The organism is Azonexus sp. GW821-FHT04F04, from assembly GCF_059420025.1.
Genome location: NZ_JBWKSX010000001.1, coordinates 406,223 through 430,874, shown reverse-complemented (window position 1 = coordinate 430,874; position 24,652 = coordinate 406,223). Strand labels below are relative to the sequence as shown.

Annotated in this window: 17 protein-coding genes; 5 read left to right on the top strand and 12 right to left on the bottom strand. The window is 61.9% G+C overall.

The genetic code is table 11. From position 1 onward, the window contains the following. Positions 1 to 16: 16 nt before the first annotated feature. Together urtC and urtB are read right to left on the bottom strand one after the other, a co-directional pair. The gene (gene urtC, locus AC07TV_RS02065) at positions 17 to 1,132 is read right to left on the bottom strand and encodes an urea ABC transporter permease subunit UrtC (protein ID WP_494646734.1); all 1,116 of its coding nucleotides are present in this window, start codon (positions 1,130 to 1,132) and stop codon (positions 17 to 19) included. Between the two features lie 161 nt (positions 1,133 to 1,293). Further along, positions 1,294 to 2,871 carry an urea ABC transporter permease subunit UrtB gene (gene urtB, locus AC07TV_RS02060; protein WP_494646733.1) on the bottom strand — a complete coding sequence of 526 codons (1,578 nt, stop codon included), beginning with the start codon at positions 2,869 to 2,871 and terminating at the stop codon, positions 1,294 to 1,296. 199 nt (positions 2,872 to 3,070) lie between these two features. Between urtB and AC07TV_RS02055 the strand changes: the two genes are divergently transcribed. The 3 genes from AC07TV_RS02055 (at position 3,071) to AC07TV_RS02045 (ending at position 4,366) form a co-directional block, all read left to right on the top strand. Then, positions 3,071 to 3,352 carry a DUF6156 family protein gene (locus tag AC07TV_RS02055; protein WP_494646732.1) on the top strand — a complete coding sequence of 94 codons (282 nt, stop codon included), beginning with the start codon at positions 3,071 to 3,073 and terminating at the stop codon, positions 3,350 to 3,352. Between the two features lie 48 nt (positions 3,353 to 3,400). Next, a complete protein-coding gene (locus AC07TV_RS02050) occupies positions 3,401 to 3,619 on the top strand; it encodes a Nif11-like leader peptide family natural product precursor (protein WP_226496396.1) in 219 nt (72 codons plus the stop codon). Between the two features lie 171 nt (positions 3,620 to 3,790). Continuing rightward, positions 3,791 to 4,366 (top strand): hypothetical protein, encoded by a 576-nt coding sequence (locus AC07TV_RS02045; protein ID WP_494646731.1) that lies wholly within the window; start codon positions 3,791 to 3,793, stop codon positions 4,364 to 4,366. A 14-nt stretch (positions 4,367 to 4,380) separates the two neighbouring features. Here AC07TV_RS02045 and AC07TV_RS02040 read toward each other — a convergent pair whose 3' ends face one another. Beyond that, entirely contained in the window at positions 4,381 to 4,851 is a 471-nt protein-coding gene (locus AC07TV_RS02040; RefSeq protein WP_494646730.1) for a hypothetical protein, read from the bottom strand. 226 nt (positions 4,852 to 5,077) lie between these two features. Next, positions 5,078 to 6,340: an urea ABC transporter substrate-binding protein gene (urtA, locus tag AC07TV_RS02035; protein WP_494646729.1), complete on the bottom strand. Its 1,263-nt coding sequence runs from the start codon at positions 6,338 to 6,340 to the stop codon at positions 5,078 to 5,080. A gap of 393 nt (positions 6,341 to 6,733) precedes the next feature. Here urtA and AC07TV_RS02030 point away from each other — a divergent pair, with 393 nt between their 5' ends. Continuing rightward, a complete protein-coding gene (locus tag AC07TV_RS02030; protein WP_494646728.1) occupies positions 6,734 to 9,343 on the top strand; it encodes a PAS domain S-box protein in 2,610 nt (869 codons plus the stop codon). A 115-nt stretch (positions 9,344 to 9,458) separates the two neighbouring features. On the opposite strand, the gene AC07TV_RS02025 is transcribed toward AC07TV_RS02030, so the two are convergent. From AC07TV_RS02025 to AC07TV_RS01995, 7 genes are all read right to left on the bottom strand, one after another. Then, positions 9,459 to 10,385, bottom strand: a complete 927-nt coding sequence (locus AC07TV_RS02025; RefSeq protein WP_494646727.1) for a response regulator — start codon at positions 10,383 to 10,385, stop codon at positions 9,459 to 9,461. Then, on the bottom strand, positions 10,372 to 13,764 hold the full coding sequence (locus tag AC07TV_RS02020) for a hybrid sensor histidine kinase/response regulator (protein ID WP_494646726.1): 3,393 nt from the start codon (positions 13,762 to 13,764) through the stop codon (positions 10,372 to 10,374). The genes AC07TV_RS02025 and AC07TV_RS02020 overlap by 14 nt, the downstream gene beginning before the upstream one ends. Before the next feature lie 72 nt (positions 13,765 to 13,836). Beyond that, complete coding sequence (locus AC07TV_RS02015; protein ID WP_494646725.1) at positions 13,837 to 15,084, bottom strand: dihydroorotase; 1,248 nt, start codon at positions 15,082 to 15,084, stop codon at positions 13,837 to 13,839. Between the two features lie 4 nt (positions 15,085 to 15,088). Further along, the gene (locus tag AC07TV_RS02010) at positions 15,089 to 16,048 is read right to left on the bottom strand and encodes an aspartate carbamoyltransferase catalytic subunit (RefSeq protein WP_494646724.1); all 960 of its coding nucleotides are present in this window, start codon (positions 16,046 to 16,048) and stop codon (positions 15,089 to 15,091) included. After that, complete coding sequence (gene pyrR / locus AC07TV_RS02005) at positions 16,041 to 16,550, bottom strand: bifunctional pyr operon transcriptional regulator/uracil phosphoribosyltransferase PyrR (RefSeq protein WP_494646723.1); 510 nt, start codon at positions 16,548 to 16,550, stop codon at positions 16,041 to 16,043. The genes AC07TV_RS02010 and pyrR overlap by 8 nt, the downstream gene beginning before the upstream one ends. After that, the gene (gene ruvX, locus AC07TV_RS02000; RefSeq protein WP_226402640.1) at positions 16,534 to 16,962 is read right to left on the bottom strand and encodes a Holliday junction resolvase RuvX; all 429 of its coding nucleotides are present in this window, start codon (positions 16,960 to 16,962) and stop codon (positions 16,534 to 16,536) included. The genes pyrR and ruvX overlap by 17 nt, the downstream gene beginning before the upstream one ends. Before the next feature lie 16 nt (positions 16,963 to 16,978). Then, positions 16,979 to 17,539: a YqgE/AlgH family protein gene (locus AC07TV_RS01995; protein WP_494646722.1), complete on the bottom strand. Its 561-nt coding sequence runs from the start codon at positions 17,537 to 17,539 to the stop codon at positions 16,979 to 16,981. A gap of 38 nt (positions 17,540 to 17,577) precedes the next feature. On the opposite strand from AC07TV_RS01995, the gene AC07TV_RS01990 reads away from it, so the two are divergent. Next, a complete protein-coding gene (locus AC07TV_RS01990; protein ID WP_494646721.1) occupies positions 17,578 to 18,984 on the top strand; it encodes a cryptochrome/photolyase family protein in 1,407 nt (468 codons plus the stop codon). 50 nt (positions 18,985 to 19,034) lie between these two features. Here the strand turns inward: AC07TV_RS01990 and AC07TV_RS01985 are convergent, their stop codons facing one another. Next, positions 19,035 to 24,650 (bottom strand): hybrid sensor histidine kinase/response regulator, encoded by a 5,616-nt coding sequence (locus AC07TV_RS01985; protein ID WP_494646720.1) that lies wholly within the window; start codon positions 24,648 to 24,650, stop codon positions 19,035 to 19,037. Positions 24,651 to 24,652: the final 2 nt, after the last annotated feature.

Here is a 24,652-nt window from a genome sequence, read left to right as displayed (position 1 = left end):
AAAATATTGACGGTATTCAGCATGCTGCGTCTCCTTTCTTCGCCATCAGTTTCTTCCACAGGCCGACCAGGCCTTGCGGCAGCATCAGCGTCACGACGATGAAGAGCAGGCCGAGGAAGAACAGCCAGTATTCGGGGAAGCTGACGGTGAACCAGCTCTTGGCCAGATTGACCACGAAGGCGCCGATGATCGGCCCGATCAGCGTGCCGCGCCCGCCGACGGCGACCCAGATGGCGATTTCGATGGAGTTGCCCGGGCTCATTTCGGACGGGTTGATGATGCCGACCTGTGGCACGTAGAGCGCCCCGGCGATGCCGCACAGCACGGCCGAGATGACCCAGATGGTCAGTTTGTACCAGAGCGGGTTGTAGCCGATGAACATGACGCGGCTTTCGGCATCGCGGATGGCGGTGAGCACGCGGCCAAACTTCGATTTGACCAGCCACGCAGAGAAAACCAGCGTCACTGCGAGCGCGATGGCGGTCAGGCCGAACAGCACCAGCCGGGTTTCCGACGAGGTAATGCTGTAACCGAGCACGCGTTTGAAATCAGTGAAGCCGTTGTTGCCGCCGAAGCCGGTTTCGTTGCGAAAGAAGAGCAGCATGGCGGCGTAGGTCAGGGCCTGAGTGATGATCGAGAAATAGACGCCCTTGATCCGCGAGCGGAAGGCGAAGTAGCCGAAGACGAAGGCGACGATGGCCGGCACGGCCATGACCAGAAAGGCGACCCAGCCGAAGCTGTCGCTGCCGACCCAGAACCACGGCAGTTCCTTCCAGTCGAGGAAAACCATGAAGTCGGGCAGGTCGGCGCCGTAGGAACCGTCGCGGCCGATCTGGCGCATCAGGTACATGCCGAAGGCGTAGCCGCCGAGCGCGAAGAACAGGCCGTGGCCGAGCGACAGGATGCCGCCGTAGCCCCAGATCAGGTCCATCGCCACGGCGACCAGCGCGTAGCACATGATCTTGCCGATCAGCGTGATGGCGTAGGTCGAGACGTGCAGGGCGCTGTCTTCCGGAAAATTGAGGTGGAGCACCGGGACGACGATCAGCGCGAGGGCGAGGAAAGCGCCGAGGGCGATCCAGCTTTTCTTGTCGAGGGAGGACAGGATGCGGAGGGTGAGGGGCTTACGCATGGTGGCTCCGGGTGGGGGTGATGTGAAAGGCAAACCCCTCCCCGGCCCTCCCCTTGACAGGGGAGGGAGAGGTGGTCAATTCACCGCCGGCGCACTCCCCCCCTGACAAGGGGGGGCTGGGGGGGGTTAAGGTGTTGCGCGTGTTCATGACGTTTTCAGCCTTACTCGACGAACCGACCCTTGAGAGCGAAGATGCCCTGCGGCCGTTTCTGGATGAAGATGATGATGCAGACGAGGATGCTGATCTTGGCGATGACCGCCCCGGCCCAGCCTTCGAGCAGCTTGCTGAAGATGCCCAGGCCGAGCGCCGCCCACACCGCGCCGGCGAGTTGCCCGACGCCGCCGACCACAACCACCATGAAGGAATCGACGATGTAGCCCTGGCCCATGTCCGGCCCGACGTTGGAAATCTGCGACAGCGCCACGCCGCCCAGCCCGGCGATGCCGGCACCGAGCGCGAAGGCCATGGTGTCGATGCGCGACGTCGGCACGCCGACGCAACCGGCCATCGGGCGGTTCTGCGTCACGGCGCGGACGAACATGCCGAGGCGCGTCTTGTTCATCAGCACCCAGACCAGGAAGAGGACGAACATGGCGAAGCCGACGATGATGATGCGGTTCCACGGCAGGATCAGGTTGGGCATGACTTCGATGCCGCCCGACATCCAGCTCGGGTTCGACACTTCGACGTTCTGCGCGCCGAACAGCACGCGGGCCGACTGGATCAGCACCAGCGACAGGCCCCAGGTGGCGAGCAGGGTTTCCAGCGTGCGGCCGTACAGCCAGCGGATCACCGTGCGTTCCATGACGACGCCGACCAGCGCCGCGGCGAAGAAGGCGACCGGGATGGCGGCCGGCAGGTACCAGTCGATAGCGTCGGGAAAGTAGGCGCGGAACAGCGTCTGCATGCCGTAGGTGGCGTAGGCGCCGACCATCAGCAATTCGCCGTGCGCCATGTTGATGATGCCCATGACGCCGTAGGTGATGGCCAGCCCGAGCGCGCCGAGGAGCAGGATGCTGCCGAGCGACAGGCCGGAGAAGGCGCGGCCGACGTTCTCGGCGATGGCCAGCCGGCTGTCGATGGCCTTAACCGCGGCGATGGCCTCGTAACGCACCTTGTCGTCGGGTTCGCCGGCCTTTTCGGTGAGCGGTAGCAGGACGCTCTTGATCGTCGGCGACGAGGTTTCGGCCAGCGCCTTGACGGCGGCGAGACGGGCGGCGGGGTCGGTGTTGGCCAGGTTGGCCTGGGCGTAGGCCAGGGTGAGCAATGCCTTGATTTCGGCATCGCTTTCCTTGTCCAGCGCGCGCGCCAGCAACGGCGCCATTTCCGGCGTCACCTGGCTTTGCAGTTTCTGGGCGGAGGCGAGGCGGACGGTGGCATCGGCGTCGAATAACTTGAGCGCGGCTAGCCCGCTCGCCAATTCACCCCGGATTCGGTTGTTGACCGTAGGACTCTCAGGATTGGCCGGCATCTTGATCGCCTCGCCAGTCGCCCCGTCGAAAGCCTTGCCGCCGTCGATGATCACGACCTTGTCGCCAGCCAGAAACAGGCTGTCTTCCGACATTGCCTTGAGGACCCGCACGGCATCCGGGTCAGCCGTCTGCGTCAGCTGGCGAATGGCCGCCACCTTGTCCGTCGAATCCTCGGCCGCCAGCTGGCGCACCTGCGCCGGGTCGAGCGCGGCTTGCGCCGACAGGCTGCCGAGGCTGAGCAATAGTGTTATTAGCGTTTTTTTCATCAAATTCCCGTCCGCAATTTGTGCAGTGCAACGACAGGTTACGGGGCGGGCCGGCGATCAGGAATACGATGAATTGCGTAGGGTGTGCCGGCGCGGCTTTGGCGCCGCCGGAGGCGCTTGGTCCTGAATTTGCTAGTTCAGTCCCTGACCTGCTTTTTTGGCGGGTTTTTGTGGTCTATCCGACAATCCTGAACCAGCCATGAACTCCTCCGATCTGACGATCCGCTACTTCACGAGCTACAGCGGGGCTCGCCTGCCACTCCACCTGGTGGGCGAACTCGCCGCTGACGACATGCGCAACCGCAACACTTTCTACCGCGGGGCGTTCGACGCTGGCGGCTTGCTGACGCGCTGCGAGAAGGTGGTTTATGGCGAGATCGAGGTTTGTCACGATTACCACTATCACTCGGATGGCAGGCTGGCCCAGGCCGTGATTCAGAACGCCGGAGACGATCCGGAAACGCTCGACTACCCGGCCTGAGCAGGCTGCCAAAGCAATGCCCATTTTGTTTTAACCCAAGGAGAAATCATGTCCGTTGCACCGATCAAGGCCTTTTCTGAAAAAGCCAGAGCCAATCCCGAACTGGGCGCCCAGTTGAAGGCCTGCCTGAAAATCAAGGAACTCCGTGCCCTGTCCGCCGCCGAGGGTTTCGAGATCGAGGAAAACTCCCTGTACCCGCCGAATGAGCCGCAATTCACCGAAGACCAGCTGTCGGAACGCCTGGTCAAGGCCCTGCTGCGCGTCTGAGGCACCGCCCGGAGGCCGTGGGTCGCTGTAGCAGCCAAAACGGCGATTCCACGGTCAACCGGAAATAATGGCCAAAATCAAAATCGGCGGCCAAGGCCTCCGTCTCGCCAACTGGCAAGTCGTAGTGCTGTTGCGGCTGTGCCTCCGGACTAATCCGGCACGCCACCTGCCATGCTGACCGACGAAGAAGCCCTTTCCCGCCTCGCCATCCATCCGTTGCCTGCCAACCCGTGGGTTTATGCCACCGACCGCGCCATCATCATCAAGGCCGAGTACACCGACACCATCGAGCGCCTGCTGCGCTGGGTACCGAAGACGCGCTGGAGTGCCAGGCACCGTTGCTGGATCGTGCCGCTGAGCGGCCTGGAACTGGTGCGCTCCATCCTGCCCGAACTGAGCCGTCTGGCCGAGGTTATGCAAGCGCAGCCGATGGCCGCCGAGGTAGACGGCAGCACGACCCTGCCGCTTGACGCCATGGCTACCGATGAAACTGCACGCCAGCTCTTTCGCGACAACGCGCACCTGCTCTACGGCAGCGATTGGCAACGCGAAACCGCGCGCGCCCTTGACCGCAACGAGGCGGCCCTGGCCAGCTGGCTGGTTGGTCTGGGCGTCATGGAAGCGCCGCCGGCCGTGCTGCTCGGCGAAATGCTGGCGCTGATGCGCCGGCGCGTGCTGGATATCGCGGCCGCCGCCGACACGCTGGAACGACAGCTGGCGGCCAGTGGCATCGCACCGCCCGCCTGAACCATCGTCAGCGCTCAGATTGCCCGCACCCGATCGGCCGCAACCGTAACTTGCAGTTGGTCCGCCTTGTCGAAGATGGTGAGTGGCACATCAAAGACCACCTGATTCTCGTACCAGGCGCGGCCATAGGGCAGGAAGAGGCTGCTCGCCGGCAGGGTCAGCAGAACCTCCGCGCCGCTCAGCAACGCCACCGTGTAGCCGCCACAGGCGCCTTCCGGCACGTTGTCGTCGCCGAAGACCTCGAACTGCAGGAAGACCTTGGCCGACTCGACGCCGCCTTCGGCTGTCCTGACCGCGGTCACCCGGATGTTCTGGTAGCGGCGGCCGACCTTGCCGTCCTCGGTGGACTGCAGAAATTCATGCAGCTTGCCCTTCTTCACCTGAGTGCTGTCGAGCACGGGAATGCCAAGCTGGGTCATGCCCAGGCCGGTTGGTTTGGCGGATTTGAGTGCGATCAGGGCGGTATTTTCAGTCAGTACGGGCACGATGCTCTCCGTAGTATCGAATGCAACAAGGACAGGATGAATGTGCGACAAATGACAGACAAAACTGCAGTCATCGTCGCCTCCGGCAGGGAGTAAGCAGTTTCGATGCCAAAAGTGCGGCCCAAACCCCGCCGCCGCCGTCACTCCCACGGTCAACCGGAAATTTCGCCCAAAATGAAAAACGGGGGCCGAGGCCCCCGTTTCTGCGACTGACAGTCAATCCGGATTACTTCATTTCCGGCTCGTCCTTCTTCTTGTCGTTGCCAGCGATGAACGGGCTCCATGGCTGGGCCTTGACCGGGCCGGGCGTTTTCCAGACAACGTTGAACTGGCCGTCAGCCTTCACTTCGCCGATGAACACGGACTTGTGCAGATGGTGGTTCTTTTCGTCCATCTTCGACATGATGCCGCTCGGCGCCTTGAAGGTCTGGCCGGCCATGGCGGCGATGACCTTGTCGGTATCGGTCGACTTGGCCTTCTCGACGGCCTGCTTCCACATGTGGATGCCGATGTAGGTGGCTTCCATCGGGTCATTCGTCACGACCTTGTCGGCGTTTGGCAGCTTGGCCTTTTTGGCCCAGTCGCGGTACATCTTCACGAACTTGTCGTTTTCCGGGTTCTTGAGCGACATGAAGTAGTTCCACGAAGCCAGGTGGCCGACCAGCGGCTTGGTATCGACGCCGCGCAATTCTTCCTCGCCAACCGAGAAGGCGACGACCGGCACATCGGTGGCCTTCAGGCCGGCGTTGCCGAGTTCCTTGTAGAACGGCACGTTGGAGTCACCATTGATGGTGGAAACCACGGCGGTCTTCTTGCCTTCGGAAGCGAACTTCTTGATCTTGGCGATGATGGTCTGGTAATCGCTGTGGCCGAACGGCGTGTAGTCTTCCATGATGTCGGCGTCAGCCACACCCTTGGACTTCAGGAAAGCGCGCAGGATCTTGTTGGTGGTGCGCGGATAGACGTAGTCGGTGCCGAGCAGCACGAAGCGCTTGGCTTCGCCGCCGTCCTTGGACATCAGGTATTCGACGGCCGGGATGGCTTGCTGGTTGGGTGCGGCGCCGGTGTAGAAGACGTTCTTTTCAAGCTCTTCACCTTCGTATTGGACCGGGTAGAAGAGCAGGCCGTTCAGTTCCTTGTAAACCGGCAGCACGGACTTGCGGGAAACGGACGTCCAGCAGCCGAAGGTGACGGCGACCTTGTCCTTGGTCAGCAGCTGGCGGGCCTTTTCGGCGAACAGCGGCCAGTTGGAAGCCGGATCGACGACGACCGGCTCGAGCTTCTTGCCCATCACACCGCCGGCCTTGTTGATTTCGTCGATGGTCATCAGCACGGTTTCCTTGAGCGCGGTCTCGGAAATGGCCATGGTGCCGGACAGGGAATGCAGCACGCCGACCTTGATGGTGTCGGCGGCATGGGCAGCCATGCCGATGGACGACAGGGCGACGGCGAGAACGGTTGCCTTGATGAAGTTGCGACGATTGCTCATGGAAGCTCCTCGGAATGGAAATCTGGTCAAACTGCGTTGTTGCAGTGCAGCGCCAGATTACGACCGGGGTGGTTCGCGAGAAATACGTTAGATTGCGTAGGGATACGCAGCGACCGCTTTGCTACGGTCAACCCGAAAAATTGACCAAAATGGACATGTCGACACGCAGAGGAGAGAAGGTGGCCGGTATTAGCCATCGAATGCCGTGGAGCTTGTGATAAGCGGCAATCGGCCATCAAGAGACTTTCAGATCCAAAAAAAAATCATGACCCACGCCTCCGCTTCCTGTCGGTAAGCGGATGATGGGTTAGACTCGATTGCAGTACTGGTTGTCGGTTGTCCCGAATGAATTCCCTGAACATCCTGCTTAGCGGCCCGAAGATCGACTGACAAATGCTGATCAATCTGATCGATAACATTGCCTTCCTGATTGCGCTGGCCGCCACGGGTCAGCTTATCGTTTCACGATTTCACAAGGCCTCGCTGAAATATCAACTGGTGCTTGGGGTTCTGTTTGGCAGCGTGACCTTGCTGGGCATGTCGAATCCGGTGAACTTCGCGCCCGGCGTATTTTTTGACGGGCGGTCGATTGTGCTGGCCGTGGCCGGTGTGGTCGGCGGGGGCCTGACCGCGGCCATCGCCGCATGCATGGCGGCCTTCTATCGCTACCAACTGGGCGGTATTGGTGCCCCGGTGGGCATCACGGTCATTGTGTTTGCGGCTTTGCTCGGGGCGCTGGCGCGGCAGTGGTGGCAGCGGCGCAGCAGCCCGCCGCATCATGTGCACTACCTTGCGCTTGGGGTGGTGGTGCAGTTGATGCAGTTGGCGGCCTTCACACAGGTTCCCAACCGGGCCGGATATGCCTTCATCGAACAGTCCTGGTGGATCCTCCTGTTGTTCTATCCCCTCGCGACAATGCTGCTATGCCAGATTTTTCGCAATTACGAGCAGCGGGTCGAGGAGCGGGAGGCATTGCAGGCGGCACAGAAGGCTGTCATCGCAGAAGAGCGTGCCAGCGCGGAGCGTTTCCATGCCTACTTCGATCACTCTATCGTCGGTCTTGCCATCACCAGTCTGGAAAAGGGCTGGATCGAAGTCAATGACGCTCTTTGCCAGACGCTGGGATACACACGGGATGACTTGGCCCGCATGACATGGACGGAGCTGACCTACCCCGAGGATCTGGCACCCGACCTCGCCCAATTCAACCGCATGCTGGCTGGCGAAATCAACAGCTATGCGATGGACAAGCGCTTCATCCACAAGGATGGTCACCTGGTCTATACGCGCCTGGCGGTCAGCCATGTGCGCAAGCCGGATGGTAGTCTGGATTATGTCGTTGCCATGGTAGAGGACATTTCGGACCGCAAGCGTTCGGAACTTGCCCTGGAGAGCAGCGAAAAACAACTGCGCTTCGTGCTGGAAGGGTCGGAGCTCGGTTTTTGGGACTGGGACATTGCCGCCGGCAAAGTGGACCGGAACGAACGGTGGGCCGTGATGCTGGGATACACGCACAGCGAAATCCAGCATACGGTGATGCAGTGGACCGACTTCATTCACCCGGAAGATCGGGAGCGCGCGTGGGATTCGATCAAAGCGGTGATTGAAGGGCGCTCGAACATGCATCAACTTGAGTACCGGATGCTTCACAAGGACGGCAGCATTCGATGGATTCTCGACCAGGCCAGCGTGATGCAGCGTGACGCGGATGGCAGGCCGGTGCGCATGTGCGGGACCCATACCGACATTGCCGCGCGCAAGCAGGATGAACTCGAATTGCTGCAGCATCGCCATCACCTTCAGCAACTCGTCGAAGCGCAAACCCGGGAGCTGCGCGTCGCCAAGGAAGCAGCCGAAACCGCCAACGTGGCCAAAAGCGCTTTCCTTGCCAATATGAGCCACGAGATACGCACCCCGCTCAATGCCATCACCGGCATGACCCACATCTTGCGCTGTAGCGTCCTGACACCGGAGCAGGCCGACAAGATCAACAAAATCGAGAACGCCGGCAGTCACCTGCTACGGATCATCAACGATGTACTCGACCTCTCCAAGATCGAAGCCGGCAAGTTTGCGCTGGAAGACGCTCCGGTTCACCTCGAAGCCATGCTCGACAATGTCGCCCTCCTGCTTGGTCAGAAGGCACGGGACAAAGGTTTGCGCTTCAGCATCGAAACTGCCTCGATACCCCATCATCTCCATGGAGACGCCACCCGACTGCAACAGGCTTTGCTTAACTATGTAGCCAATGCCATCAAGTTTACCGAGCACGGCCACATCACCCTGCGGGTCAATGAAGAAGCACAGGCCGATAAAACCACGACCCTGCGTTTCGAGGTCGAGGATACTGGCATCGGCATCGCCCCCGAAGCCCTGCCCAAGCTCTTCAGTGCCTTTGAGCAGGCCGACAACTCGACCACGCGCAAGTACGGCGGCACCGGTCTGGGCCTGGCTATCACCCGGAAGATCGCCGAAGTGATGGGCGGCACCGCCGGCGTCACCAGCACCCCAAACCAAGGCAGTACCTTCTGGTTCACCGTTGTCCTCAAGAAGAGCCCGCATTCAGCCGAGGAAGCCGCCAAGGCCAGACTCGAACCCGTCGAGCAGACGATACAGCGCGACCATGTCGGCAAGCGCATCCTGCTGGCGGAAGATGAACCGATCAACCGGGAAATTGCCCAGGCGCTGCTCGAGGACGTGGGACTCCAGATCGATCTGGCCGAAAACGGCCGGGAGGCCGTAGAAAAATCCCGTTCAGGCAATTACGATGTGATCCTGATGGACATGCGGATGCCGGTACTGGACGGCCTGGATGCAGCCCGAGAGATACGGCAATTGCTTGGCCATCAAACGCCCCCCATCCTCGCGATGACGGCAAATGCTTTTGCCGAGGACAAGGATCAGTGTTTCGAAGCGGGGATGGATGACTTCATTTCCAAGCCAGTCATGCCGGAGGTACTTTACGAGACCTTGCTGAACTGGTTTGAAAAGAGGAGGGGCTGAGCGACGGCTTGACCGCAAAAAACCGCCATTGAGACGTCGGTGACTTGTACGTCGGCAGCGGGTCGACAACAGCCATCCACGGTCAACCCGAAAAAACGGCCAAAATTGAAATGTCTCAGGCGCCGCGCATCTTGCTCATGGCCAGATTGGCTGCGGCCGTGCGGGTTTCGACGCCGAGTTTCTCGAAAACGTGTTCGAGGTGCTTGTTGACCGTGCGCGGGCTGTTGCCGAGGATTTCGCCGATGTCGTTGCTCGTCTTCCCCTGCGCCACCCAATAAAGCACTTCGGCCTCGCGCTGGGTCAGGCGGAAGGCGGCGATCAGGGATTCGACGGCTGAGGCGTCGTTTTCTTCGCGCAGCACGACGAGCCATTCGTCGTCGCCGGTCTGGTCGTGGAAGGAGGCGAGCAGGCGTTTGTTGCCTTCAGCGATGAGTAGCGCCGGCGCATCGCGGCCGTCGGCGCGGGCGCGCAGGGCGGCGGCGATCCAGCTCAGCAGTTCTTCCGGGGCGACGGTTTCCGGGTTGGCGAAATAGGCGTTGAGCAGGCTGCGGGCCAGTGGCGTCTGCCAGACAACCTTGCTGTCGGCGGCGCGCACGGCGACGGTGGCCTGGCCGAAGGCGTCGAGCGCGCTGCGCGCCTGTTTCATCTGCCGGGCGTTGGCCATGTGGGCTGCGATGCGGGCGAGCACCTCGGCCGGGCGGATCGGCTTGGTGACGTAATCGGCGCCGCCGGCAGCGAAGGCGGCGACAACGTGCTCGGTTTCGGTCAGGCCGGTCATGAAGACGATGGGGATGTGCTGGGTCGTGAAGTCGGCCTTCAGGCGGCGGGCCACCTCGAAGCCGTCCATGCCGGGCATCAGCGCATCGAGCAGGATGACGTCGGGCAGGCTCTGCCGGGCGCGTTGCAGCGCCGCTTCGCCGTGCGTCGCGACGAGCACGGTGTAGCCGGCCTCGTCGAGCGCATCGTGCAGCAGGGAGAGGTTTTCCGGCACATCGTCCACGATCAGGACGATGTCGGAGATGGTGCGATCAACGGGCGGCATCGCGCATTTTCCTGAGAATTTCCTTCATCGCATCGAACTGGAATTGTCGCGCAAGATCGCGCAGGACGCGGACGAATTCGCCGTGACTGGCGTCGAGGCGCTCGATTTCGGCGAGTTTGTTGAGGATGCCGCGCAGGTAGCCGAGGGTGATCAGTTCATCGAGCGCGGCCAGTTCGGTTTCATCGGGCGGCAGCAGCGGCAGGGGTTCGGCCGGCGTGGGCTGTGCCACTGCGGCGGGGGCGTCGGCCGTCACCCATTCGAGGTCGAGCTTGCGGCCGAGCCAGGCGAGCAGTTCGTCGACCTTGAGCGGCTTGACGATGAAATCCTCAGGCGTCACGCCGACATCGTTGTCCAGCCCCTTGTCGTAGGCATTGGCCGACAGGATGGCGATGGCCGCCTCGTTGTGGCCCTGCTGGCGCAGGCGGCGGATAGTTTCCCAACCGTCGATGCCGGGCATGCCGAGGTCCATGAAAATGAGGTGCGGCGCGAAACGGGGCACGGCGGCGAGGCATTCATAGCCGCTGGCCGCTTGCTCGACGACGAAGCCGAGCGGTTCGAGGACGTTCTGCAGCAGGTCGCGATCGACCTTTTCGTTATCGACGACGAGGATTCGCCGGCGCACGCCGACGTAGCCGATGCGGTTGAGTTTGGGCAACTCCTTCGCCGCCTGTGCCGAATGGACGGAGGGCAGGAAGAGCCGGATGCGGAACAGCGTGCCCTCGCCCGGCGTGCTGGAGACCTGCATCTCGCCGCCCATGAGGTCGGTCAGCATGCGGGCGATGGTCAGGCCGACGCCACTGCCACCGGCCTGCACGCTGCTGCCGCGCGTGAAGGGCTCGAAAATGCGCTCCATGTCAGCGGCCGGGATGCCGGGGCCGGTATCCCGGATTTCGAAGATCGCCATGTCGCGCCGGCATTCGACGCTGAAAGTGACGCCGCCGCGCAGCGTAAATTTGACGGCGTTACCCAATACATTGATCAGGATCTGGCGCAGGCGTTTTTCGTCGGCACGAACGACGGCCGGCACTTCGCCGAGCGGGCGGTATTCGAACGACAAGCCCTTGTTGCGCGCCTGCAGTTCGAACATGCCGACGATCTGCTGCATGAGTTCCGGAAAGTCCATGGCCTTGACGTCGAGCGTCAGCTTGCCGCCTTCGATGCGGGCAATGTCGAGCGTGCCTTCGATGACAGACAGCAGGTGATCGCCGGATTTGCGGATGACGCTGACCGCCTGGGCGCGATTGGGCGGCACGTCCTCGTCGGCTGCGAGGATCTGGGCGTAGCCGAGGATGCTGTTGAGCGGCGTGCGCAGCTCGTGGCTGATCGCCGTGATGTAGCGGCTCTTGGCCTGGTTGGCGTGCTCGGCGACGACCCGTGCTTTCTGCAGCGCCTCGTCGGTGCGTTGGTGCGATTCGATTTCCTGCATGAGCAGCTGCGTCTGGCGGTTCGATTCCTCCTGCGCGACACGCCGGCTTTCCTGCGTCAAGACCATCCACCAGGCGATGACGCCGGAGAGCATGAGCAGCGCGGCGAAGGTCTTGATGAAGCTGTCCTGCAGGCGGGCAATGACGGCTGAGTCCGGCGCGCCCAGCGCGAGTAGTTCGTGGGTGTAGAGCACGCCGAGGATGAGCGCCAGAATCGGCACGATGCCCGTCATCAGCAGCAGGTAATGGCCGAGACCGGTCTCAAGATAAGGCAGCGCAGCCTTGGGCAGGATGCGCCGGAGCACGGCGTTCCATTGCGCGCCAAGACTGGCTTGTGGCTTGCACAAGTCGTGGCAGCGGGCATCGAGCGTGCAGCACAGCGAGCAGATCGCGCCCTGATAGGCGGGGCAGTAAGCCATGTCCTCGCCCTCGTAGTCACGTTCGCAAATTGAGCATTTTTTCCGGTTGACCGTGGGAATCTCTTTCGGGCGGACCAGGTAGTAGCGACCGCCCGTTCCCCATGCGATCAGCGGCGAAACAAGGAAGGCGGCGGCCAGCGCGACGAAGGGGGCATAAGGCTGCAACGCCTCGCCGAACAGCCCGACGAAGGTGCCGACCGACAGCGCCGAGGCGATGGCCATGGCGCCCACGCCGACCGGATTGATGTCGTAAAGATGGCTCCGCTTGAACTCCAGCCCTGGCGGCGACAGGCCGAGCGGCTTGTTGATGACGAGGTCGGCGACCACGGCTGCCATCCACGAAATGGCGATATTCGAGTAGAGGCCGAGCACCTGACCGAGCGCCTGGAAAACATCCAGTTCCATGAGCAACAGCGCGATCAGGGTATTGAAGACGACCCACACCACGCGACCGGGGTGGCTGTGGGTCAGCCGGGAAAAGAAATTCGACCAGGCCAGTGAGCCCGCGTAGGCGTTGGTGACATTGATCTTGAGCTGCGAAATAACGACGAACAGCGCCGTCGCGGCAATCGCCAGCGTCGTGTTGTCGAAGACGTGCGAGAAACCGATCAGGTACATCTGGTTCGGGTCGACCGCCTTCTCGGCCGGGATGCCGTTGCGCAGCACGAGCCAGGCGAGCAGCGCCCCGCCGAGCATCTTGAGCACGCCGGGCACGACCCAGCCCGGCCCGCCGATGATGACGGCCAGCCACCAGCGACGGTTGTTGGCCGGCGTTTTTTCCGGCATGAAACGCAGGTAATCGACCTGCTCGGCCATCTGCGTGACCAGCGCGATGCCGACGGTCAGCGCCGCTGCGAACAGATGCGGATTGAAACTGGCATCTCCCCCCCGCTCGCCACCGTATTGCCAGAGGCCGGACAGCGCCTGCGGGTCTTCAAGGAAGAGGAAAGCATAGGGCAGGACGAGCAGGAAAATCCACAGCGGCTGGGTCCATGCCTGCAGTTTGCTGATCGCCGTGACACCATGGGTGACGAGTGGAATGACGACCAGCGCGCAGATCAGATAGCCCCAGACCGGCGGTATCTTGAAGGCGAGTTCGAGCGCGTAGGCCATGATCGCCGCTTCGAGGGCGAAGAAAATAAAGGTGAAACTGGCGTAAATCAGCGAGGTGATCGTCGAGCCGATGTAGCCGAAACCGGCGCCGCGCGTCAGCAGGTCCATGTCCAGCCCGTGCCGCGCCGCCATGACGCTGATCGGCAGGCCGATCAGGAAAATGATCAGGCCGGTGGCGAGAATCGCCCAGAAGGCATTGAGAAAACCGGCCTGGACGAGCATCGTCGCACCGACCGCTTCGAGCACGAGAAACGAGGCCGCGCCAAAGGCCGTATTGGCGACGCGCAGTTCCGACCATTTGCGAAAGCTGCGCGGGGTAAACCGCAGCGCGTAGTCTTCCAGGGTTTCGTTGGCAACCCAGGTGTTGTAGTCGCGCCGGATTTTGATGATGCGCTGGGTGGCCGTCGTGAGCTGTGGATCCATGCGGCGATTAAACCATGAATAGACAGCTCGGACGGGCAGGCGAATTACTGCTGAACGTCCCGCGCAAACACCTCAAGCCTGATAAACAACGCGTCCGCCAACCAGCGTGGACTTCACCTTGCCGGTCATCATGTAGCCCGTCCATGGCGAATTCTTGCCACGACTCTTGAGGGCTTCCGGCGTCAATTGCCAGGTTGCTTCCGGGTCGAAGATGCAGATGTCGGCTGCAGCACCGACGCCGAGTTGGCCACTGGGCAGGCCGAGGACAGCAGCCGGTGCCGAGGTGATGCGGGCCAGCGCGTCAGGCAGGCTGACACCGGCTTCTTCGGCCCATTTCAGGGTCAGCGGCAGCAAGACCTCAAGCCCGGTCGCCCCCGGCTTGGCTTCGCCAAAAGGTAGCAACTTGTCGTCAGCACCGACCGGCGTGTGGTCGGAACAGATGGCGGCCAGCCCGGTAGCGGCTGCTTTCGACAAGGCCTGACGATCACTCTGGGCGCGCAGCGGCGGGCTGAAACGGGCGTGCGGATTGAAGTAGCCGATGTCGTTTTCGGTCAGCAGCAGGTGATGGACGCCGATGTCGAAAGTGACCGGCAGGCCTTCGTGTTGTGCCCGCTGGACGAGCGCCACACCGGCGGCCGACGACAGGCGGGTCAGATGCACCCGGCAGCCGGTATCGCGCACGAGCTGGACGATGGTGCCGACGGCAATGGTTTCGGCGGCGACCGGAATGCCGGCCAGACCGAGACGGCTGGAAACCTCGCCCTCATGGGCAATGCCGTTGCGCGACAGCCAGTAATCCTGCGGCTGCAGCCAGATGGCGAAGCCGAAGGTGGCGGCGTATTCCATGGCGCGGAGCAGGGCTTCGGTGTCGGTGACCGGCCGGTTGGCCTGCGAGAAGGCAACGCAGCCGGCTTTCTTGAGGCCGGCTAGCTCGGCCAGACGCTCGCCATTGAGGCCGAGGGTCAAGGCGCCAAGCGGCAGGACGCGCGCCTTGCCGATTTCGGCACCGCGATGGACCAGACGGTCAGCCAGTTCGGGCTCGTCAAGCGGCGGATCGGCATCGGGCGGGACGACCACCGAAGTCACGCCCCCGGCGACGGCAGCGGCCAGTTCGGCTTCGATGGAGTTGAGGCGGGCGCCGAGGTCGATCAGGCCCGGACAGACAACGCAGCCAGCGACGTCGATGCTTTTGTCGGCGACAAAGCCGGCCGGCGCCTCGCCCAGCCCGACGACCTTGCCGTCGGCGATGTAGAGCGAAGTGCTGCGGTCAACGCCGTTTTTCGGGTCAATTACGCGACCGTTCTTGATTTCGATGTTCATTTGATCAATTCCCCGCAACGATGCTCATGACGGCCATGCGGACCGCGATACCGAACGTGACCTGCGGCAGGATCACGGCCTGCGCGCCGTCGGCCACTGCCGAATGGATTTCGACGCCACGATTCATCGGCCCCGGGTGCATCACAATGGCGTCCGGCTTGGCCAGCGCGAGCTTTTGCGGCGTCAGGCCGTAGTGGCGGAAATATTCGCCAGCCGAGGGCAGCAGGGCGCCGGTCATCCGCTCGTTCTGCAGGCGCAGCATGATGACGACGTCGACGTCTTTCAAACCTTCGTTCATGTCGTGGAAGACATGCACGCCGAGCTTGTCGAGATGCTTGGGCAGCAAGGTTTCCGGCCCGATGGCGCGGACTTCCGGGACGCCCAGCGTGGTCAGGGCGTGGATGTCGGAACGGGCCACGCGCGAATGCAGGATGTCGCCGACAATGGCGACGCGCAGCTGGGTGAAATCCTTCTTGTAGTGACGGATCGTGTACATATCGAGCAGGCCCTGCGTCGGGTGGGCATGGCGACCGTCACCGGCATTGACGACATGGACGTCGTCGCGGCCGATGCGCTGCAGGTGTTCGGCGATCAGGTAGGGCGCGCCGCTCGAGGCATGGCGCACGACGAACAGGTTGGCGTGCATGGCGACGAGGTTGTCGATGGTGTCGAGCAGGGTCTCGCCCTTGGCCGTCGACGACTTGTTGATGTCGAGGTTGATGACGTCGGCGGAGAGACGCTTGGCGGCAATCTCGAAGGTCGTCCTGGTACGCGTCGAGTTTTCGAAGAACAGATTGAAGACGCTCTTGCCACGCAGCAGCGGCACCTTCTTGACGTCGCGGGCCGAGACCTCCATGAACGACTCGGCGGTGTCGAGAATCTGCGTCAGGATGCGCTGCGGCAGACCTTCGATCGACAGCAGGTGGGTCAGTTCGCCGTCCTTGTTCAACTGCGGGTTATGCATTTTCCATCCTCCAAACCAGTCGACCGTCGTCCTGCTTGGCGAGCACCAGATTCTGGTGGTCATTGAGCTCCACGGCCCACGCGCCGTAGGTTGCGGCCACCGGCAACTCGCGGCCGCCGCGGTCGGCCAGCACGGCCAGTTCGATGGAGGCCGGACGACCGTAGTCGAACAGTTCATTGATCGCCGCCCGCGTCGTGCGGCCGGTGTACAGCACGTCATCGACCAGGATCAGGTGGCGGCCTTCGACGTCGAAGGGAATGACCGTCGGCTTGCATTGCGGGTGCAGACCCTTCTCGGCGAAGTCGTCGCGATAGAAGGAAACATCGATCAGGCCGATCTCTTCCGGCAAATCGAGCAATTCGCGCAGGCGTTCGGCAATCCAGGCGCCGCCGCTGTAGATGCCAACCAGCGCGGGCTTGCGCGACAGTTGAGGACGAATCAGGTCGGCCAGTTGGCGACACTGCGCCTCGGCATCGGGTAATACTTCAGGCTGGGGTGACATGGTGCGGGCTTTCGAACCAGGTTTGAAGGATGAGTTGGGCGGCCACGGCATCGAGTAGCGGCTTGGCAGATTTGCTGTTGCGACCGGTTTCACGAAGGCGGGATTCGGCATCGACGGAGGTCAGGCGCTCGTCGGCAAAGCCGACCGGCAGGTTGTAGCGGCGCTTGAGGCGCTCGGCGAACTTGGTGGCCAGCCGGGTCATTTCATGTGGCGTACCGTCAGCATGCATGGGCAGGCCGACGACCAGTTGCACCGGTTGCCATTCGGCGACGAGTTTGCCGATGGCGGCAAAACGGTCGTCGTTCGATTCGGCGTGAATGGTGGTCAACGGGTGGGCCGTGCCGAGCATCGTTTCGCCGGTGGCGACTCCGATGCGCTTTTCGCCAAAATCGAATGCGAGGACAGTGCCCATCAACGAGCTGGCCGTCTCATGCGTGTCCGGCCACGTCGGAAAGCTGCGTGAAGCTGATGCCGAGTTTCTGCATGGCGGCCGGCAGGCGCTCTTCCGGCGGCAGGTCGAAAAGAATTTCGGCCTTGGCCGGCACGGTCAGCCAGGAATTTTGCGCCAGCTCATTTTCAAGCTGCCCGGCATCCCAGCCGGAGTAACCCAGCGTGACGATGATTTCGGCCGGCAGGCCTTCGCTGCCCACCGAATTGAGCACATCGCGCGAACTGGTCAGGCCGACCTCGCTGTTGACGGCCAGCGTGGACTGCCATTTGCCGATCGGACGATGGAGGACGAAACCGCGGTCAAGCTGCACCGGGCCACCGAAATAGACGGGCAGGTTGGCCAGATTTTCGGCCGCCAGCTTGATGTCGATCTTGTCGAACAGACCAGCCAGATTCAGGTCAATCGGGCGATTGACGATGATCCCCAGCGCCCCGTTCTCATTGTGTTCGCAAATGTAGATCAGGGCGTTCGAGAAATACGGGTCTTCCAGCGTCGGCATGGCGATGAGGAAGTTGTCGGTCAGGTTGACGTTGTCCATGACTGGAATTTTAATCGCCGGGAGGGTACAAACCAACCATGAAAAAAGAAAAAGCCCTTGTCTGGTTTCGCCGTGACCTGCGTGACCATGACCACGCCGCCCTGAGCGCGGCACTGGCCGGGGCGCAACAGGTTTATTGCGCCTTTGTTTTCGACTCGGAAATTCTCGATGCACTGCCCGCCCGATGTGACCGGCGCGTTCATTTCATTCGCGAATCGCTGGTCGAACTCGATGCCGCCCTGCACGCCAAGGGTGGCGGACTGATCGTCCGTCACGGCCGGGCCACCGAGGAAATCCCCGCGTTGGCCAAAGAACTCGGCGTATCGGCGGTGTTTGCCAACCGCGATTACGAACCTGCGGCCAAGCAGCGCGACGTCCTCGTCACCGGATCACTGAAGTCCGATGGCATTGATTTCCACACTTTCAAGGATCAGGCCATCTTCGATGGCAATGAAGTGTTGACGCAGGCAGGCAAGCCTTTTTCGGTGTTCACGCCATACAAAAACGCCTGGTTGAAGCGGTTGACCGCAGCAGACTATGCCGAGTGGCCATGTCATGGAAAACTGGCCGGTGGCGAGTTTACGGGCATCCCAACCCTGACCGAAATCGGCTTCGAAACCAGCGACCTGGACGCTCTGGGCATTCGCCCCGGCACGTCAGGCGCCCGCGCCTTGTGGGACGAGTTCCGTCAGGGACGTATCGAGCGCTACGGCGCGCTGCGCAACTTCCCGGCGGTCAAGGGCGTTTCCTATCTTTCGGTGCATCTGCGCTTCGGCACCATCGGCATTCGCGAACTGGTCCGCACGGCACTCAACGCAAGAGACACTACCTGGCTCAACGAACTGATCTGGCGCGACTTCTATTTCATGATCCTCGACCATTTCCCGCACGTCGTCGGCAGCGCTTTCAAACCTGCCTACGACGCCGTGCAGTGGGATAACTGGCCGGACGCCTTTGCCGCCTGGAAGGAAGGCCGCACCGGCTATCCGCTGGTCGATGCGGCCATGCGCCAGCTCAACCACAGCGGCTGGATGCACAATCGGCTGCGCATGATTGTCGCTTCCTTCCTGAGCAAGGATCTGGGCATCGACTGGCGGCTCGGCGAACAATACTTTGCCGATCAGCTCAACGATTTCGACCTGTCGGCCAACAATGGCGGCTGGCAATGGGCAGCCTCGACCGGCTGCGACGCGCAACCGTATTTCCGCATTTTCAACCCGGTGACGCAGTCCGAGCGCTTCGACCCGGAGGGCAAGTTCATCCGCCGCTACGTCCCCGAACTGGCCAAAGTCGCCAACAAATACATCCATGCGCCGTGGCAAATGGGGCGGATCGAGCAGGAAAGCATTGGCGTGGTGATCGGGCGGGACTACCCGGCGCCGATCGTCGATCACGCTACTGCCCGGGAAAAGACCTTGGCGCGCTACGCCATACTCAAAAATTAGGCATTATTTCCGGTTGACCGTGGAAGGCCACGGTCAACCGGAAATTCGGGCTATTTCTTGCAATAACCGGCCACGATGCCCAGCAACTCGGCTTCGTCGTAAGGTTTCCCGAGATAGTGGTTGGCACCAATTTCGAGTGCGTAGTTGCGATGCTTGTCGGCCGTCCGCGAGGTGATCATGACCACCGGCAACGAGCGCAAACGGGCATCTGCACGCATGTTGCGGACCAGATCGAAACCGTCCATGCGCGGCATCTCGATGTCGGAAAGGACGACATCGGGCGTCACCTCGACCAGTTGCTCCAGTGCATCGACACCGTCCTTGGCCAGAATGACCTGATAACCCTCGCGCATGAGCAGGCGACTGGTGATCTTGCGCACCGTCAGCGAATCGTCGACGACCATGACGGTCGGCAGGCGGGCCACTTCCGTGATAACTGGCGGCAACATCGACGGCACAGCGGTGTGCACGCTGGAAACCGTCGTCCGGCTGGCCAGAGCGACCGGGTTGAGGATCAGCACGACCTTGCCGTCACCAAGTACCGTAGCACCGGCAATACCGACGACGCGGGCGAGCTGGGCGCCGATATTCTTGACGACGACTTCCTGGTTGCCCTTGAGCTCATCGACGAGAACGCCAACCCGCTGCGAACCGGAACGCAACAACAGCACCCAGTACTGACGATGCGCCTCCGGAACGGCTTCCATGTCACCGAGCAAGTGCGGCAGGAAATGGAAGGGATAGCGAATGCCCTGCCACTCCACCTCGCCCTTTTCGCGAACGGAGGCGAGTACCTTTTCCTTCATTTCCTTGACCTGCTCGATCATCGTCGATGGCACCGCATATAGATGGGTGCCGACACGAACGAGCAAAGTCTGCGTCACTGCCAGCGTGAGCGGCAGGTAGAGACGGAAAGTGGTGCCCTGACCGAGCTGCGACTGGATTTCGATGCGCCCGCCGATTTCGCCGACCTCAGTTTTCACGACGTCCATGCCGACACCGCGGCCGGACAGCTGGGTCACTTCGGTGGCCGTCGAAAATCCGGGCTGGAAGATGAAGTCGTACAGCGTTTTTTCATCGGCCGCCTGCCCCGGCTGGAGCAGGCCCATGGCCTCGGCGCGAGCGCGGATGCGGGCAAGATCGAGGCCCTTGCCGTCGTCGCTCATGGCCAGAATGATTTCATTGCCTTCCTGCGACAGCTTGATGACGATTTCGCCGGCCTCCGGCTTGCCGGCGGCAAGCCGCTCCTCGCGGCTCTCGACGCCGTGCGTGACAGCATTGCGCAGCATGTGTTCGATCGGCGCCAGCATCTTGTCGAGTACCGAACGGTCGATATCAACCTGACCGCCGACGATATCAAGATTGGCCCGCTTGCCGACTTCCTTGGCGGTCTGCCGGACAATACGGTAGAGGCGCTCAGTCTGGCTGGCGAACGGCACCATGCGCACGCCCATGAGTTCCTGCTGCAGGCTGCGATTGAGGCGCGACTGGGCAAGAATCGCCGCGTTGGCGTCGTCGAGGTTCTTGAGCAGACTCTGCTGGACGGTTGCCACGTCGTTCACCGACTCGGCCATGAAACGGGTCAGTTCCTGGAAACGGGTAAAACGGTCGAGTTCGAGCGGATCGAAATCAACCTCGCTGTCTGGCGTCTGGGCTACACGCGCCTGGATCTGCGACTCGGCCTGGATTTCGATTTCGCGCAACTGGCGGCGCAGACGAATGACGTTTTCGGTCAGTTCAAGCAGCGACCCTTTGAGGCTGCGCATCTCGCCCTCAATCCGCGTGCGGGCGATCGACAATTCGCCGGCCTCGCTGACCAGACGATCGATGAGATCGGCGCGGACACGCAGCGTAGGCCGCTGACCGGATGCCTCGGCCTCGGCATCCGCTTCGGTTTCCACCGGCGGCAACGGCCCCGCAACAGCCGGCATCTCGGCAGCCGTATGCTGGACTTCCGGAGCAACGGGCTCCTGAGGGCCTGCCCGCAAACGCTCGACAACCTGATCCAGCGCATCACAACCGTTTTCAATTTCATCGATGAATGCCGGCGTCACGTGTCCGGCGCGCAGGGCTTCTTCAACCCGAGCCTCAAGCTGGTGCGTCGCTTCGCCGAGATTCATCGCCCCAGCCATGCGCGCGCTGCCCTTGAAGGTATGCAACAGTCGGGCAATCGCATGCGGCGCCGCATCACCCGCCAGATCGCCGCGCCAGGCACGGACCTGGGTGGTCAGGTCGCGTGTCAGATCGACGGCTTCCTCAAGGAAGATCGGCAACAGTTGCTCGTCGAGCTCGTCGTTGAGCAACGGCAAAGCTGGTACTGGCGCGACGTGAAGCGCCTCAGCGACAACTTCGGGAGCCTCCGCCTGGCCTGGCATTGCGATGATCTCGGCCCCTGCCGGCAATCTCTCCTCGCCGGGCAGGGCGGCATGGAATACATCCTCCAGCGCCGCGATCAACTGCGTCTGCTCGTCCGGCGAACGCTGCATGGCGAGGCCGGCAAACATTTCTTCCAGTGTAATGATGGCCTGGCGAACTGTTTCAATGCCCTCGATACTTTCCGCCTGCCCCGAGCCATCGCGCCGCAACAAGGCGTGCTCGAGCGCCACAGCGAGCCGGTTGAGCGGCATCAGGCCAACCGTTGCGGCAATGCCGCCAAGGGTATGCGCGGCACGGGTCATTTCAAAAGTAGTCGGAGCTGATGGATCAGCGTCAATGACCGCATAGCTGTCGACCAGCGTCTGCAGGTGACCACGGGCCTCTTCGCGGAATATGTCGTAAAGCGTTGGCGACTCGCCAACCGGCTCCGGCGAAACAAGCACTGGCTGCTCACTTTCCAGCGTTGCCGACAGCATCACCTCTTCCGGCTCGACCAGCGCTTCCGGTTCTTCAGGCAAGGCCAGCGCTTCTATTTCTTCGACTTCCTGAGTTGACCGACCGACCATTTCGGAGGGCGTTTCCACCTCCTGAAGTTCGCCGACAATGGCAGTCGGCACTTCAAACGGCGCAGGCGGAACTTCCGTTAATTCAAACACTTCTTCGGCCTGCGCAACTGTCTCTTCGACAATCGGAAGCTCGTCTTCGATCTCAGCAAGCGTCTCTTCAACAACTTCGGCCGGGACGTCCGCCAATTCAAACGCCTTTTCGACCGGCTCAAGCGGCTCTTCGGACAATTCAGGCACCACCGCCTCGACAGGCTCCTCGATGAGAATCACCGTCTCTTCAGCCGCCACCGGCGCAGCCTCTATCGGTGGAGCGACGGGAACTTCGACGCCGCGCAACCGTGCAGCAAGGGCAACCAATGCTGCCGGATCGGGGGCTCGACCGTGGCCGGACTCGAGATACACGACCCAGTCGGCAAACAAGGCATGCGCCTCCTCGATCAGGCGCTGAAGGTCCGGCGTTACCGCCGTGTCCTGACGTAACCACAGGTTCAGGGTCTGTTCAAACTCCCACGCCGCCTCGCCAAGATCCTTGAGGCCAACCATCCGGCCGCTACCCTTCAAGGTGTGCATTGAGCGACGAACCGTCGTCAACGCCTCGACGTTATCCGGAGCGGCCGCCAGCAAGGCCTTCTGCTCAGCGATAGTGGCCAAAACTTCGTTGGCCTCCTCGAGGAAGATCGACAGCAGTTCGGCATCTATCTCTTCGTGGCTGGACTCAGCCAATTGGAGCGTTTCTGCAGAAGGCGCCGGTGCTTCAGGCGCCAACGGCTTGAGCCCGGACAGGGCGGCATCGACCTCGACGCCTGACTGCAAGGCGGCCAGCGCGGCCTTGGCCGACTCGCCCAGTTCGCGATTGGCGACAAGGTCGGCATCCTTCTGGATATCCTGCAAGTTTTGCTTGAGCTCGTCCTGCAGGCGAGCATCTTGCGGCGCTTCCTTGAGCGCGTCGGCAAGAACCTGCATGTCCCGCGCCTGCTGGGCCAGCAGCGCTTCGACCGTCGGTGCCGAAGGAGCCTCCGGTTCCGGCTCTGGCTCATCCGACACCTCGCCACTCATGCGATGAACAAAGGCATCGAAATCAGCTTCGCCGTTCTGCAGCGAGTCCACAAAGAAGCCGAGCAACGACAACTGGTCGGCAACCACCTCGAAATCCTCATTGGCCGGCTGATAATCGGGCTGCGCAAATTTTTGGATACTGGCCGCGCATTCCTTGAGGCTGTTGACCGCCCCAAAATGGCCAAGCATGGCCAGCGCTCCGCTGATCTGCTTGATCGGATTATCAAGCTGAAGGAGATCGTGTGCCTTGCTCGGATCGCGGAAGAATCCGTCGAGAGCCTGCTCGATCTGGGCCAGATTGTTCTGTATTTCCCGACCCACCTGACCGATCAGCAGCTTCTCCTGTGCCCGCCGCGTCATCTCGTCGAGTAGCGGTATCCCCTCGTCAGCCGCAGGTCGACCGGCAATGCAAGCGTAGAGGCGGGCGACCATCAGATCGACCTGCTGGGCAAAATCGGTACCCAGACGCCGGAAATTCTCCTGCGCATTCTCGAGCAGCAGGATGGTGGTGGCCACTTCCATCGCCACCGCGTCATTGAAGCGCGACGTGTCTTCGGACAGCCAGTTGGCGACGGCACCAAGGCCCTGGCCAAGACGCTTGAGATCAGTCTGGCCGATTTCCTCGGTCAGCTGGGCACAGTGGCGCGCGTTTTCAACAAACCCGGCCAGGCTGCCCGTGTTGCCGGTACAAAACCGGCTCCATAACTCTTCAACCGCCGTCAGCACCTCGCGCAACTTGCGCAATTCGCCGTGGTGCGGCAACGACGCCGCTTGCGGTGCCGCGCTCGGCAACAGATCAGCCAGGCCAAAAACCGACTGTACCTCGGCAATGCCGGGATTCAAATCGGCCGGCGCCTGGGCAATGTAATAAAGCGACTCACGCAGAACGCGTTCGGCGACGTTGTTCGATCCCCCGACCAGACGCCGGATCTGGGCATCGATACGGGAACAAAGCTGGCGCGACGAAGGATCGGTGCCGAGCACCGGATCAGCCAGAGCTTCAAGCACACCGAGTGAAATCCACCAGAACGAACGAGTTGCCGGCGTTGGCTGAACCGCCTCGATTTCGGCGATGGCTTCGCGCATCATGCGGCGACCTGTTTCGGCATCAGCCGGGTCTTTCAGCCAGCGCAGCAGCCCCTTCTGGAACTGCATGCGCTTGACCTTGAGGGTGCGCAACAGTTCTTCAGCATCCAGCACAGGCGCTTCCGTCTCGCGCTTTGGCGGACGACGCGAGAGATCGGGATAAAACAAATCGCATGGATGCGCCCCGGGCAGGCCGCGGGCCTTCTCCAGCGCCTGATAGACAGGCAGCAGCACGAGCGGATGGTTGGGTTCACCCGCCATCAGGTCATCAAGATACTGGCGCAAGGCGCTCATTGTCTGGCGCAGAACGGCGACAGCAGCATCACCGGAAGGCAGTCGCTCGTCTTCCATGCCGGCGAGCAAGGCCTCGGTCGATTCCGTCAGCAGGGTTACGCCATCCAGACCAACCATGGCCAGTGCGCCATGCACCTGGTGAACGTGGGTCCGGCAGAACTTGAGCTGCGTCCGGTCGGCACTCGCAACGTATTCGTCGAGCGCCTGCTCGGCGCGTTGCAAAGCCAGGTCAATTTCGCCCTTGACCCACGTCAGCGGGCCCAAATCAAATTCCGTTGCCGCGTTCATGA